Annotated in this window: 11 protein-coding genes and 1 pseudogene; 5 read left to right on the forward strand and 7 right to left on the reverse strand. The window is 64.4% G+C overall.

All coding sequences use genetic code 11. The features are described from left to right. Positions 1 to 527 (reverse strand): MspA family porin (locus tag ACLBYD_RS26200; RefSeq protein ID WP_447818713.1); only part of this gene is annotated, 527 nt, incomplete at its 3' end. Between the two features lie 67 nt (positions 528 to 594). Then, positions 595 to 1,299, reverse strand: coding sequence for an MspA family porin (locus ACLBYD_RS26205; protein WP_447818714.1), 705 nt, complete (start codon positions 1,297 to 1,299; stop codon positions 595 to 597). Between the two features lie 951 nt (positions 1,300 to 2,250). Between ACLBYD_RS26205 and ACLBYD_RS26210 the strand changes: the two genes are divergently transcribed. The 5 genes and pseudogenes from ACLBYD_RS26210 (at position 2,251) to ACLBYD_RS26230 (ending at position 6,766) form a co-directional block, all read left to right on the forward strand. After that, a complete protein-coding gene (locus ACLBYD_RS26210; protein WP_447818736.1) occupies positions 2,251 to 3,612 on the forward strand; it encodes an MFS transporter in 1,362 nt (453 codons plus the stop codon). Between the two features lie 86 nt (positions 3,613 to 3,698). After that, the gene (locus ACLBYD_RS26215) at positions 3,699 to 3,890 is read left to right on the forward strand and encodes a hypothetical protein (RefSeq protein WP_447818715.1); all 192 of its coding nucleotides are present in this window, start codon (positions 3,699 to 3,701) and stop codon (positions 3,888 to 3,890) included. Positions 3,891 to 4,889: 999 nt separating this feature from the next. Next, positions 4,890 to 5,678: an enoyl-CoA hydratase-related protein gene (locus ACLBYD_RS26220; protein ID WP_447818737.1), complete on the forward strand. Its 789-nt coding sequence runs from the start codon at positions 4,890 to 4,892 to the stop codon at positions 5,676 to 5,678. A 467-nt stretch (positions 5,679 to 6,145) separates the two neighbouring features. Further along, a pseudogene (locus ACLBYD_RS26225) lies at positions 6,146 to 6,328 on the forward strand (hypothetical protein); the annotation flags it as partial. A gap of 30 nt (positions 6,329 to 6,358) precedes the next feature. Next, a complete protein-coding gene (locus ACLBYD_RS26230; protein ID WP_447818716.1) occupies positions 6,359 to 6,766 on the forward strand; it encodes a hypothetical protein in 408 nt (135 codons plus the stop codon). Positions 6,767 to 7,115: 349 nt separating this feature from the next. Here the strand turns inward: ACLBYD_RS26230 and ACLBYD_RS26235 are convergent, their stop codons facing one another. From ACLBYD_RS26235 to ACLBYD_RS26255, 5 genes are all read right to left on the reverse strand, one after another. Further along, positions 7,116 to 7,928: a mycofactocin-coupled SDR family oxidoreductase gene (locus ACLBYD_RS26235; protein ID WP_229581370.1), complete on the reverse strand. Its 813-nt coding sequence runs from the start codon at positions 7,926 to 7,928 to the stop codon at positions 7,116 to 7,118. 917 nt (positions 7,929 to 8,845) lie between these two features. After that, complete coding sequence (locus ACLBYD_RS26240) at positions 8,846 to 9,835, reverse strand: ABC transporter permease (protein ID WP_447818717.1); 990 nt, start codon at positions 9,833 to 9,835, stop codon at positions 8,846 to 8,848. 5 nt (positions 9,836 to 9,840) lie between these two features. Further along, on the reverse strand, positions 9,841 to 10,788 hold the full coding sequence (locus ACLBYD_RS26245; RefSeq protein ID WP_229581371.1) for an ABC transporter permease: 948 nt from the start codon (positions 10,786 to 10,788) through the stop codon (positions 9,841 to 9,843). Further along, complete coding sequence (locus ACLBYD_RS26250; protein WP_447818718.1) at positions 10,781 to 12,376, reverse strand: dipeptide ABC transporter ATP-binding protein; 1,596 nt, start codon at positions 12,374 to 12,376, stop codon at positions 10,781 to 10,783. Before ACLBYD_RS26250 ends, ACLBYD_RS26245 begins: the two co-directional genes overlap by 8 nt. 1 nt (position 12,377) lies before the next feature. Beyond that, on the reverse strand, positions 12,378 to 14,180 hold the full coding sequence (locus ACLBYD_RS26255) for an ABC transporter substrate-binding protein (RefSeq protein WP_447818719.1): 1,803 nt from the start codon (positions 14,178 to 14,180) through the stop codon (positions 12,378 to 12,380). Positions 14,181 to 14,197: the final 17 nt, after the last annotated feature.

A 14,197-nucleotide genomic window follows, 5' to 3' on the forward strand; every position in this document is an offset into this window, starting at 1 on the left:
GTGTTGAAGTTGCGGTGCGTCTCGGCGCCGAACGCGTCGGTGGTGGTGATGTCGATGACCTTGTAGTCATACGCCTGGTTGGGTGCGAGGGTGATTCCCGCACCGGCGTTGGCACCGAGGGTCCCGGACTGTGTCGTCGCGGTCGCGGTGCCGGTGATGCCGCCGCCGGCGTTCAGGCCGCCGTTGAGGTTCGCGGTGAGCGAGAGCTGGCAGGCGACGATGTAGCCGGGCTGGATGCGGCCACCGATCTGTGCGCCCGGTCCGCTGAGCTCGACCTTTGCATTGCCGGACACCCAGACGTTGCGGTGCAGGGGCGTGGCCCCCATCGACGGGGAGATATTCGCCGTCTCGCCGGTGCGTGTGACGGTCACGACGGTGCCGTCCGGCAGAGTCTGGGAGATGTTTCCATCCGGCAGCGGGACGAAGGTATCGGCGTTGGCGGCACCTGCGGAAGCGAATCCGAGGGCCACGGCGATCGTCGCGCCCACGCCGGCCATCTTGAGGCCGCTGATGACGCTGGTCTTCATGTGTTTCTACTCTCGAGGTCGGGTCTCGCGCGTAGCGAGGAGGCGGGAATTACGGTCTCGGGCTGGGTCAGCCGATGCTGAACGGCTGGCCGTACAGCGTGGTCTTGACGTAGTCGTTGCCCGTCACTTCCAGGACCGTGTAGGCGCGGGCCTGGGCGTAGCCGCCGCAGCCCTGGACCTCGAGCTGTGCGTCCTGGTACTGGATCGTGTACGTCCCGTCGGCCTTGATGTCTCTGGCCTGTACCGGAACGAACTTGACCTGGCCGGCGCTGAGGGGGATCGCCAGTGAGGCGGTTCCGCCGACGTTGCCGCCCATGGATTCTTTGACCAGGTCCGCCGACATTCCCATGTTGAAACCGAGGGTTCCCGACATCTTGCTGACGTCGACCTGGCAGCCGACGATGTAGCCGGTCGTCAGACGCGGAACACCGTTGGTGGAGGTGCCCTGGGTGCCGTTGGCGTCCTTGGCGATACCGCCGTTGGTCGGTCCGGCCTCGAGGCCGGCGGGAAGCCCGGTCACCGTGGCTGTGACGGTTCCCGAGACCCACGCGACGCGGCCGGCGCCGTTGGCCGCGAGCGACGGCGAGATCAGCGCGCTTTCGGCGGTTCGTGTGATCTTGTGGGTGCCGACGATCTGCTCACCGTCGGGCAGGGGAACGAAGGTGTCGGCGTGTGCCGCGCCTGCGGAGGCGAACCCCAGTGCGATGGCGGCAGCGGCGACGCCGCCGATCCGGGCGGCGCGGCGCAGTCCGGATGCGTGCTTGTTGCTCAATGGATACCCCTACTGTGGTGTGTGCGGCGCCTGTCCTTGCGGGATGGCGCGGTCGAGCACGCCGATCTGCGGGCAGCAGAGATCGACAGGTGTATGTGACGGTGGATCACTTCGCTCGAAAGGCACTGCGGTGCACAGAACCTCGACGCGCGTGACGGTTGACCCCGGAGGGTACTGTGGCCGCTTATGAAATCGGTGGCCTCAGTTCGTGACGAAAGATAGCACGGACTATGAATGCGGTCACTAACGATTCCAAGATGTGACTCATGTCACTTGATGCCGCAATCATGTGCGGACGGTTGACTCCACCGACTCGACGCAACAGTGGTGAATATTGCTGGTCTGGGCCGTGTTTCACAAAGCGGCTGATTGCAGCCACTGACTGACCGCGGTGATACGCACGGTGGCGGCGTAGTGGACCGCGATTTCGTCGTTGCTCGTCGATTTTCACCGGATGCCGGTGGAGTCTGGGGATCGATGTGGCGACCAGGATGTGGCGGTAGGTCTGGACCGACCGGTGCGCTGCGTCTACAGGGTGTCGCCCCTGTGCTGTCGACCGTGGATCTTGTGTTCGGCGGGGAAAGGGCGACTGCAGTCAAGTCAGCACTTCCTGCCAGGCGAGCATGCACCCGTTCAGAACCGGTTGATTCCTCGACATCGGAAGGACCCTGCTTCGTTCCTCCTTCGTCGGTATGTCTCGGAGCTTCTGAACGATTCCTTCATGTTGTTCGGTGCCGCAATGGCTGTGTCGAATGGTGGTCACAGGCTCAGGGCGCGTCGGGGCAGGTCCCGCTGAGCGGTATTCGGGCATTGTGATCGGCAACACAATCGTACGGTGCCTTCCGGGGGATCAAAAGGACTACAGGAGCGCCCATGAGCACAGTGGCCACAGTTGATCGACGGCCAACGACACGCAGCGAGCGTCGGTATGAGCGGAACCGGCCCGTGTGGGTGATCGTGGCCGTCCTGATCGCGGTGGAGGTGATCAGCGCCTTCGAAACATCGATGATGTACGCCGCGTTGCCGACGTTCGCCCGCGTCTTCGAAGCCGACGCCTCCATTGTCGGTTGGACCGTCACCGCGTTCCTGCTCGTTGCCGCGGCCTCCGCGGCGGTATGCGGCAGGCTCGGCGACATGTACGGCCGCGAACGCGTACTGATCATCGTTCTGGTCTGTGCTGCACTCGGTTCCCTCATCAGCGTGGCTTTCGGTACGCTCGGGGGCATCATCGCCGGACGCGCGATTCAGGGTGTCGCCGGCGCCATCCTGCCCCTGTGTATCGGTCTCGCCCGGGAACATCTGCCGGCGAAGAAGGTGCCGATGGCAATCGCGCTGATCTCCGGGTCTGCCGTGGCCGCCGGTGCGGCATCGCTTCTGGTTGCCGGACTGATCATCGATCTGGGTGACTGGCGGTACATCTTCGTCGTCACCGCCGCCTACGCCGTCGCGTGCATCGTGCTGATCGAGGCGGTGCTGCCGTGGCGTCGTCGCAATGCTGCCGAGCACCGGCAGGTGGACTTCGTCGGTGCAGCCGGCCTTGCGGTATCGGTCTCCACGATTCTGTTGGCACTCACCCAGGGCAAAACCTGGGGATGGAGTGATACTCGCGTGCTCGGTCTGCTTCTCGCCGGAGTCGTGATCTTCGCGTGGTGGGTGTGGTGGGAGCTGGGCCGCACGTCACCGATCGTCAATCTCCGTCTGTTCGCCGAACGCAACATCGCCCTGACCATGCTCGCGACGATCGCACTGGGCGTCGGCCCGATCGGCGTGACAACCATGCTCGTCCCGATCATCATGCAGACACCGACGAGCGCACCGTTCGGTCTGGGACTCTCGGCCACATACGCGGGGATGTTGTCGTTCGTGGGAGCGATGATCGGAATGTTGTTCACGCCGCTGGCGGGCAAGATCGCCGCAGCGGTCGGTGCGCGTGCATCGTTGCTGCTCGGCACCACCCTGTTCCTCGTCGCATGTGCCGGATTCTTCGCCTTCCGGAGCTCGGTCGCCGGAATGACCGCGCTGGTCGTCGTCGTATCGGTAGCGACCGCATTCGCGTACACAGCGCTGCCGAACCTCCTCGTCGAATTCGTCCCGGAGCACAACACCAGCGAGGTCACCGGCAGTCAGTCGGTGGTGCGCACCGCGGCAATGGCGGTGGGCACATCGATCACGACAGTTCTCCTGGCTTCTTTCGTGGTACCAGGAACGTCGACTCCGACAGTCGCGGCGCTCGGCATGGTCTGCACGATGCTTGTGCTTGCCTGCGCCATCGCGATCGTTCTGGCGCTGGGCGTCAAGTACCAGAAGCGCTGACATCCGCGCACTGGCCGACGCTCGAGGGATGTGCGGCGCATCTCGTAAGTCGGGGGCTGCCGAGGATCCGAAGGGGTCACGTCCTGGTGGCGTACCCCTTCGGCATCGGCGACCGCCTGACCCCGTTGCAGGAGCTCGAGGACGGCGATCTGACCGAGATCGCGTTCGACAATATGATCAACGTGGCCGAGCAGGGAATGTCAGGGTGGGGATCTCACCAGAACGAGTGTGGTTGTGCACGCCGCGGGCGGGCACCGTCGGTTGCCGCGTTCGGATGAGGGCACAGGCATTACCTCCGGCGCCGTTGGTGACCGTAGGGAGCGGGACCATGGGGTCGGATCAGACTCGGTCGCCTCTCTAGTCCCCTCCTTCTCCGGGACGAGTCATGCCCGGGTGGTGCTTGCAGACCCGGTACGCGGAGTGCCGTGCCGACTGTATTGGTAGAACTTCGGGCGTGGACGAGATTGCGGCGTTCGTGCCCGATGACATCATGCTCACCCGGACCCTCGATAGTTCCCAGGGTCCGGTGGTGCTCGAGGTGAACGCTCCGCGGCCGTTCGTCGTTGCAGATCCTGCGGGCGATCACTATTGCACCTTCCGGATCAGCGCGCCCGCGGGTGTCTCGTACGAGGGGCGGCGGGGGTGTCGATGCCGTGCAGGCGCTGCTGCTGGCACTGACCAAGTCCCATGAGGGACTTCGGCGACTCTGTCCGGATCAGACGTTCTTGGGCGCTGGTTTGCCGGTGGTGATTATCAGGCCGGACAACGCAATCGAGGCGGTGGTCTGGCTCGCTCCTGCCCACTGACAGTTCCGTTGGTTGGTCCCGGGGCGAGGCCAGCGCCGGACGGTGGCCTGAGGGGCACTGTATAGACATGATATCGGGCTGCGTGAAAGAGCTGTCTGCCTCGTCGATTGCGTGCTCGAGGGGCACACCGACGGCGGGAAGTTCGGGGTCGATGTGTCCGGCGATGCCGACCCTTTGCTGTTGAGGTCGAAGCCGAGGTTCCGGTTCGAGTGAGTCCTGGCATGTCCCTTTCTGTTCCGGGTCGAAATTTGCTGCGGCCGTACTCGAGCGGGCGGCGTGTCGGTCCCGGTCTTCAAGAGTTGGGTTGCCATGCGAACGTAACCTCTGATGTCGTGCTGAGATTCGATGCGAATGGAGGGACAGGATCAGATGAGTACGGTGGACGGCAAAGTCGCTCCGGTGACCGGCGCTGGGCCCGACGACGGTCGGGACATTGTTCGAGGTCTTGCGTCCGAAGACGCGCATACGGCGATGCACGACGAGGAGAAGAACGTCGTACTACTCCGCCGAGACGGGCCTGTAGGAGTCATCACCCTCAACCGGCCCCGGGTTCTCAATGCCGTCAACGCCGTTCTGTCCGACGCGTTGGGCGCCGTTCTCGATGAGATCGATCGTGACCCCGGTCTGCGAGTCGGCGTTTTGACCGGAGCGGGACGGGCCTTTTGCGCCGGCGCCGATCTCAAGGCCTTCGCCGATGGTGGTTCCGTGCTGCCGACGAACCATCCGGAGTGGGGCTTTGCCGGCTTGGTCCAGCACTACGTGTCCAAGCCGCTTATCGCCGCAGTCAACGGGGTGGCGGTGGGCGGTGGTACCGAGATCGTTCTGGCGTGTGATCTCGCTGTGCTCAGCTCCGAAGCCACGCTCGGATTGCCGGAGGTCAAACGTGGTCTCATCGCGGGAGGCGGAGGTCTCATACGTCTTCCGGGGCAGATGCCGGCGAAGATCGCCGCGCACGCAATCTTCACCGGCGAACCTGTTTCGGCCGAGGCGGCCCTGCGTTGGGGGCTGGTCAACTCCGTAGTTCAGCCCTCCGAAGTATTGCCCGAAGCATTACGTCTGGCTCACCTCATCGCAGCCAACGCACCCGTCGCGGTACGCGCAAGCAAGAAGACCATGTCGCACGCGCAAGCAGCCGGACTCGATGACCGTATCTGGCAAGTCAATTCAGCCGAATCCGACGCGGTCTGTGCCAGCGAAGACGCGTTGGAAGGTGCCTCCGCATTCACTGAGAAACGACCGCCCGTATGGCGGAACCGCTGAACTGTGCACAGCTTCTCGTTGCGCACCGGTAGGCGGAACGTAGCGTAATCGTGAAAAGGAATAGCGTCGCTGCGGCAAGTGACAACTGGGTGAGAGACCAGGTGCCTGGCGGCGGTGGACGCAAGGCGTCCGCTTACCATGTTTGGAATTAGCCTTTTTCAATCATTGCTGTGGAAATTGACCGGGCTTCGTCACTGTGAGTAGCGGGTCTGCTGCGTCAGGTTGTCCGGTGCCGATTCGTCATTAATCTTCTTTCCAACGCCGTGCTCGGGACTATTCCGGTACATGCTCAATCTCGGCACCTTCGCCCGCATGTCGGCGCTCGAGGGCGTCCTGACAGTTCGTTGACCGAGCATTGGGAGCGAAACTCCTCAAACCTTCTGCAGCTACGTCGCATACCTTCAAGATCAGGTCACGCTACAAAATGAGTTTCTCCATTGGTCTGAATTTCTCCCAACGCAATTGGAATCGCGAAGGGTACTGATGAAAAGAACGGTAGAAGCAGCCGGACAAGTCCGGAACACGGCTCGGACGCAGACCGCGCTGTTGGATGCAGCGCTCCAGGTTTTTCTCAGGGACGGGTACGGCAAAGCTACAACCGAGGAGATCGTGGCCTAGCAGGTGTAACCAGAGGTGCCCTCTACCATCACTTCGCGAACAAACGCGAACTGTTCCGAGGTGTGATCGAGCGCGCGCAGAGGGAGATAGCGGAAACTCTTGTTCCAGCGGGGGTGGTTAGCGATTCGTGGGCAGCGTTCGTTGGTACGGTGCTGACTGCCCTCGATTCCGCTAACGACCCGGTGGTGCGCCGGTTGGTGCTGATCGAAGGACCGGCCGTCCTCGGGTGGATCGACATGTGGAGAGCTCAGGAACCGCTCCTGCACAGCATCGCGGCCATGCGGGAACCCTTCGAATTCGACCGACAAGGACCGTCGATTCACACGTCGATACGCGCACGTCTATTGGTTGCTGCAGTCGAGGAGGCGATGTTGTACTTGCCACATACCGATGACCTGAAGCGTGACCACGAAATCGTGCAGGCCGAAGTGCGCACACTACTCGAGAGTGCTGGTCTGCCCGGTCCGTAGCGTTCGAAACACGGCGATGATCAAGCCCACCGCGACCGAGGCTCGACTCAGGACACACAGATGCGATCCAGCCAAGATCTTTTACGGCGGTTGCGAGCTCGCGTATTTGCCTTATACGAACGGAAGGGCCCTCCGGCTTCGTGCCTACCTGAAGTCGGGACTGATCCAGCGGCTACGGTGAGTTCGGACGTTCGGTCTAGGTCGGAGTTCGATGCCGCGGATCTCGTCGAGTTCGACGGTCTTCCCTGGGCGCGTTGCTCGGGCGGTTCGAGTTCGACTGTGCGAGATGATCGATCTGTTTCGGAAGCGGGTTGCCGGCGAGTGGTGTCACGTGTCGTTCGGTGACGTCTCAGATCGTGGTGATCCCCAGGTCCAGCACCAGTTGTGAGCCGGTGATCGTGCGCGCTCGGTCGCTCGCGAGATACAGCACGGCGTCTGTAATGTCGTCCACACTGCTTTTGCTCAGGCCTGCCAGGGGCCACTTGTAACTGTCGACATAGCGCGGGTGTTGCGCAAGCAACCGGCCGACGTTCGTATCTTGCCCCATCGGGGTGTCCACCGCGCCGGGGTGAACAGAGTTGACACGAATTCCGAACTCTCCCAGTTCGATCGCTGCGGTCTTCGTCAGGCCCACCAGGCCGTGCTTGGCGGATGTGTAATGGGATGCGCCGGGTCCCGCCTTGATTCCGGCGGCGGAGCTGACGACGACGATCGATCCGCCGCGTCCACCCTGGATCATGGCGGGCACCGAGGCTGTGAGGGTGCGCCACACCCCGTTGAGATTGATATCGATCATGGTGGTCCACTGCTCTTCGGGCATCTCCCAGAAGCGGTTCCACGTAGAGATCCCTGCATTCGCGACAACGACGTCGAGACGGCCGAAGCGTTCGACTCCCGCCTCGACCGCAGCCTGCAGTGCTGCCTGTTTTCGCACGTCACCAACCATAGTGAGGATGTCGCGCCCTTCAGCACGGACCAGACGCGCGGTCTCCACGAGATCCTCGGGAGTAGACGGTGGGTAACCAGTGTCGTCGGAGGCCGAGGCGCAGATGTCGAAGGCGATGATATCGGCGCCCTGCTGCGCGAAGCGCACAGCATGATTGCGTCCCTGCCCGCGTGCAGCACCGGTGATGAACGCGACCTTGTTCTCGAGCAGCACCATGCGATCCCTTCCGTATCGTCCGACGTCCAGGCAGAGTAGGAGGATTTCTTGCGGGCCTGTCGATCTGTTCCGATGACCGGAATGCACGGCTCTGGCGCATCGGTGAAGGAACGGGAAACACGGGAATTGCAGCAGCGTCTGCTTCGCCCGGTCGGAGGCGAGACCGTACCGTTCCATCAGCACACCCGTGGCTCATTCGATCACCGCACGAGACGCCCAGATCTGCTCGGCTGTCGCAGCGACCCGCAGCGCGGGGTCCTGCATCGCCTGCTCGTCCGCACGCGGATCCAGCACCCAATCACACCACTTGTTGCAGAGCCTGTCGCCGTACGCGGATGTCGATCGCGTACGGCAGACAGATCTGCGTCCCGCAGGCCGGCGGTCGATGCGGCCGGATCGAGATTCACAAACTCGAGGGGGATCGTGTCGAGGCTGGCGGATGATCAACAATCGCACGTAGAGGACTAGGAACTGCCCGTGCGGACTCTCGAAGGATGTCGTCCCGCGGTCGGTCGAGGGTGCAACCGGTGCTGCGCGGAATCGTTCTGCCATGTGGGAATCCCAGCGAGTTGACGTAAGGCCCGCCTTATCGGCGATCGCAGTACTGTCCGCCGCATGCAGCGCGCGCGGAAGCGACCCGCCGGACGTGCACGTATTCAGCTAGTGTCGGTCCCGGTCTGAAACAGGATGCACATGTTCGCCGCGTTGGGACCGTTGTAGATCCTTGTCGAGGACAATTTCCTCGGCAAGCACGGGTCGCGGGTTTTGCTATGAGGACGGCCCAGAAATGAGTGGAGCGGACCCTGGTGATGCGTCCGAGTTTGGCGACCTGTCGGTCGATCTGCGAGAGCAGAGGGGCCACGCGAGGCATCGGACTTTTGAAACATCGATCTGCCTGGGGACGGTCTGCGGACGATTCATGTACGCAATGGCTCCCTCAGCTTCGTGGCTATATCAACGACGAAGGAACACGTGACGAAGACCGCGGCGGCAAACACCGTAGTGCCGATGACGACGGGGAAATCCCCTTCGAGAGCTGCGTTCACCGCCAGGCGTCCCACCCCGTCGAGGCCGAAGATCGTCTCCGTCACGATCGCCCCGCCCATGATCACGGCGAGTTCGACACCGCCCAGGGTGATGACCGGGTTCAGCGCCGCCTTCAGTGCGTGCCGATAGTGCACGACTCGCTCCGACAGGCCCTTCGCTCGGGCCGTGCGGATGAAGTCGGTGCCGAGCATCTCGAGCATCGACCCGCGCACTACCCGTTGGAAGATGCCGATCTCGGCGATCGCCAGAGTCAGCCACGGCAACAGAAGGTGCCGGGCCCACTCGAAGGGATTCTCCGTCAGCGGCACGTATCCGCTGCTCGGGAAGAGGTAGATCCCGTGGGTGGAGAGCGTGAAGAACAGGAAGTACGACAACAGCATGCCGGTGAGGAAGGTCGGCAACGACAACGCGACATACGCCAGAGCCGACAGCCCGTGGTCGATCGCAGTACCCTCCCGGCGCGCGGCCTCCACACCGAACACCAACGAGAGCGTCATCCAGATCACGAGGGCACCCAGCGCGAGTGACGCGGTGACTGGGACCTTGGACAGGATCAGTTCCGTCACCGGCGTGTTCTGGCGGAACGAATAACCCAGCGCCGGAGGCCAGTTGACCAGCCCCATGGGAGCCCCCTGGATGTCGGGGCCCCGGAACAGATAGTGCTTCAGCTGGAGGTGCCAGGGATCGTCGAGGCGCAGCGCGCGGGCGACCGCATCGATGCCTTCTTGACCGGCGTTGCGCGGCGCGAGCATCGTGGCCGGATCACGGTAGGCGATGCGGGTCAGAGCAAAGGCCGCCAGCAGGACGAGCACGAGGGTCGTCACCGATCGGGTGAGGAGTTGTGTGACGTGCCGGAGCATCGAGGTCACCGTCCCTTCGGATCGAGGACGTTGCGAAGCCCGCTGCTGAACGCATTGAAACCGAGCACGATGACGAACAGGGCGATCGCCGGGCCGAGCAGATACCAGGGCTGCACCTGGTACAACGAGGTGCGCTGGGCGTCGGCGATCATGTTGCCGAGACTCGGTGTAGGCGCCTGGATGCCGACCCCGAGGAACGACAGGGTCGCCTCCGCGACGATGCTCGCGGGAAGCTGCACGGCCCAGTACACGACGACCACCGGCAGCACGTTCGGCAGGACCTCCCGGAACAGGATCCATCGGCGTTTCGCGCCGAGGGTTACCGCGGCGTCGACGAACGGGCGCGACCGCAGGGTCACCGTCAGTCCCCGGCTCAGCCGCGCGAAGTAGGTCCAGCTGAACGCGGCGATGATCACGATCACCACCACGACGGGGCTGACCACGGGCCGGCCGTCTGCTCCGCGATTGAGCGCGAGCAGGCTCAGCGCCGTCACGACGAAGGGGAACGACAGCACCATGTCGATCACCTGGCCGGTCACGCGGTCGAAGATTCCGCCGGTGAGTCCCGAGGCCACTCCGACGATCGTGCCGATCACCATCGCCAGCGTTGTCGCGGGGATCCCGACCAGCAGGGAGATCCGGGTGCCGTAGAGGGTGCGGACCAGGACGTCCCGGCCCTCCCCGTCGGCGCCGAGCCAGAAGGTCGAGGACGGGCCGATCGGGATACCCGAGGCGTCGAGCGCGGTCTCGCGGAACTGCTCGGTGGCGCCGTGCCCGACGAGGGCCGCGACGAGCGGGGCGGCGAGCGCGGCGACGATCACCAGCACCACGGTCCACAGGCCGAGGCGCGCCGAACGGTCCTCCATCAGGGCGGTTAGCAACCGCCGTCCGTTCCGCGGTGGCGTGTCGGTGAGGGTGTCGACGCTGACGGGCTCGGTCCACAGATCAGGCATCGACGGTCTCCTTCCGGGTGCTGCCCGGCACCGCGCTCAGCAGGGTGCGGGTGTAGTCGTGAGCCGGGTCGGCGAACACCTCGTCGGTGAAACCCTGCTCGACGATCACCCCGTCGTGTAGGACCGCGACCCGGTCGCACAGCGCGGACACCACACCGAGATCGTGCGAGACGAACAGCAACGACGTGCCCCGCTCGTCGCGCAGGTTGCGCAGCAGTTCGACGATCTGCCGGGCGGTGGTCTTGTCCAGTGCCGACACCGGTTCGTCGGCGACGATGAGAGCGGGGTCGAGCGCGAGCGCCCGGGCGATGGCGACGCGCTGGCGCTGCCCGCCCGACAGCTGCACCGGATAGCGGTCAGCGAAGTCACGGGGGAGTCCCACCGCCTCGAGCAGTTCCCCGACCTGCCGCCGGATCTGCGGTCCCTGCAGGTCCGTGCTCAGTTCGAACGGCGCTGCGAGGATCTGCTCGATTTTCCGGCGCGGGTTCAGGCTTCCGTAGGGATCCTGAAAGACCATCTGGATCGAGCGCCGCACCTGTGGATCCACCACCGGTCGGTTGCGGCTCGACGCGGTGTGGGCGGTGCCGCGGAAACTCACCGTGCCGGTGTCGGCGATGTCGAGCCCGGTCACGATGCGGCTCAGTGTCGACTTCCCCGAACCGGATTCGCCAACCAGGCCGACGATCTCGCCTTCTCCGATCCGCAGGTCGATGTCCCGAAGGACCGGGCGGTGCTCCTTGTGGGCGACACGGAATCCCTTCGAGACGTTCTCGATCCGCAGCAGTTCCGGCCGCTCCGGTCGTGGACCGGCCGGGGCGGCGACAGGTTGTGCGAGCGGCTCGAGCAGTTCCGCCGTGTACGGATGAGCGGGGGTGTTGTACACCCGATCGACCGGCCCGCTCTCGACGACACGTCCGTTGCGCATGACCACCACGTCGTCGGCGAGTTCCGAGACCACCGCAAGATCGTGACTGACGAGCACGAGAGCCATGCCGTGGTCCTGCTGGAGGCGCCGCAGCAGCGCGAGGATCGACGTCTGCACGGTGGCGTCCAGCGCCGTGGTCGGCTCGTCCGCGACGACCAGCTGCGGATTGTCGGCGAGTGCGATCGCGATCATCACCCGCTGACGCATGCCCCCGGAGAAGTGCACGGGGCGGTCGTCCAACCGCTCCTGCGCCCGGGGAATCCCGACCTCGTCGAGCAGTTCGATCACCCGGCGCCGCACCGTCGTCCGGTCCAGCCGGTGGTGCGCCGTCAGCGCCTCACCGATCTGTCGGCCGATCGGCATGAGGGGGTGCAGATTACTCGACGGGTCCTGGAATACGAAGCCGATGTCGCTGCCACGGATCGATCGGAGGTGCCGCGGCGGCGCGGTCACCAGGTCGGTGCCGTCGAACAGGGCATGGCCGTTCACGGCGGCACCAGGCCCGAGCAGTCCCGTTGCGGCGAGCAGCGACACGCTCTTGCCGGATCCGGACTCACCCACGATGCCGAGGGTGCGGCCCTTGTCGACGGAGAACGACACGTCGTGCACCACCGGCGTCGCCCGGAAGAAGACGCCGAGATTTTCGACCTGCAGGAGCGGCATCTCAGGACCCCGGACGCAGCGCGATGTTGGCGTAGTCGGCCTGCGCGGGCAGCGACGCCCACGTCCAGTTGATCACCCGGTCGGACGAGATGAGGTTCTTGCGCTTCTCGAACAGCGGGATCCACGGCAGGTCGGTGGACACGACGCGGTCGGCCTCGGCCCAGATCGGTGCCGGATCATCCGATGGGAATGCCTGGCGCGCAAGCTCGTTGAGGCGCTCGTTGCTGTAGCAGATGGCGTTGACGTTGCCCTTGCCGCACGGTGCGGCCTCCGAGTTCAGCCATCCTCCGAGCAGCATGCGGGTCGAGCGGCCCTGCCAGTCGGGGGTGAACGAACCGCTCAGCGCGACGTCGTACCGGGAGTTCGGATCCTGGAGGTAGGAGGTGTACTCGGTGCCGGGAAGGGCGATGAGGTTCAGAGTGATTCCCGCGGCCGCGAGATCCTCCTTCAATGTCACGGCGATGGTTTCGAACTGGGCCGTGGACCTGTATACCGCGTCGAGAGTCAGGCCGTCGGGGTAGCCGGCCTCGGTGAGCAGTTGCCGAGCCTTCTCGGGATCACCCTTGCTGTCGGGTGTGGCGTAGGGATCGAACGGTTCGTGGCCGAGCAACGTCGATGTGACGATCTGGCCATTCGGCTTCGCGGCGACCGGGCCGCCCTGGCCCTGAACGAGATTCGCCTTGTTCACGGCGTAGGCGAAGGCCTGACGCACGCGTGAGTCACGTAGGGCGGTGGCGCCGGGGAAGGTTGCCTCCGGTTTGGCGTTGATGACGACGAAGTTCGCTGCACCGCTGTCTGAGGTGTGAAGGCCGGGATCGTTCGTCGAAGCGTACTGGTTCAGCACGGCGCGGGGTGGAACGTCCATGTAGAGGGTCAGATCGGCTTCGCCGGAACGAACCTTCTGAACGACGCTGTCTTCGCTGTTGGTGGTGAAGTCGATGACGATCTCGTCGACGTACGCTACGCGGGCGGGATCGGCGTCGTGGTTGTAGCCCTCGACCTTCTTCAGCAGCAGCTGCTGTCCCGGCTGGTAGGTGTCGATCCGGTAGGGGCCGGACGACGGGAAGTTCTGCCGGAATTCGAGCGAGTCACCGAAGTACTGCGAGGCGACCTCCGGAGGAAGCGGTGTCACGAAGTTCATCGTGAGGATGTCGAGGAAGTCGTACGCTTTCGACGGCGCGGTGATGGCGAGGGTCTTGTCGTCGACGGCCTGAACGCCGGAGATCTCGTGGGTGTCGATGAACTGCTTCGACGCGGCGAGGTCACCGGTGGGGACGGTCGCGAACTCGTCGCAGAACTCGGTGAAACCCTCGAAGGAGAGATGGAAGTAGTTGATGGCCGCGACCTGCTTGTTCGGATCGCAGAACCGCTTGACGGCGTACACGAAGTCGCCGGCGACGATCTCACGGTCCGACGAACCCGAGTACGTGATGCCCTCCCGCAGGTGGAAGGTGTAGGTGCGGCCGTCCTCGCTGACGTCCCATGACTCGGCGAGGTCGGGCACGATCTCGGTGTCGTCCTTGAGTTCCCCGGTGGACCCGGGGAAGGTGACCAGCTGGCGGGTGATCGCCCGCTGCACGGCCCACGCGTTGGTGTCGTAGCCGGTGAGCGGATCGAGCGAGTCCATGTCCGATGCGAGGGAGGCGACCCGCAGGGTGCCGCCGGCGACGATGTCACCCTCATCGCCGGTGGGGGTGGCAGGCGCGGTTCCGGTGCAGGCCGAGACGAGCAGGGTCGTCAGGGCGGTGGCGGCGACGCCGATGTTCCGCACAGCGCGGGAGGCGGATCGTCGATGGCTGTTCACAGATGGTCCTTCGAGAG

It is taken from the genome of Rhodococcus sp. C26F (genome assembly GCF_053345925.1).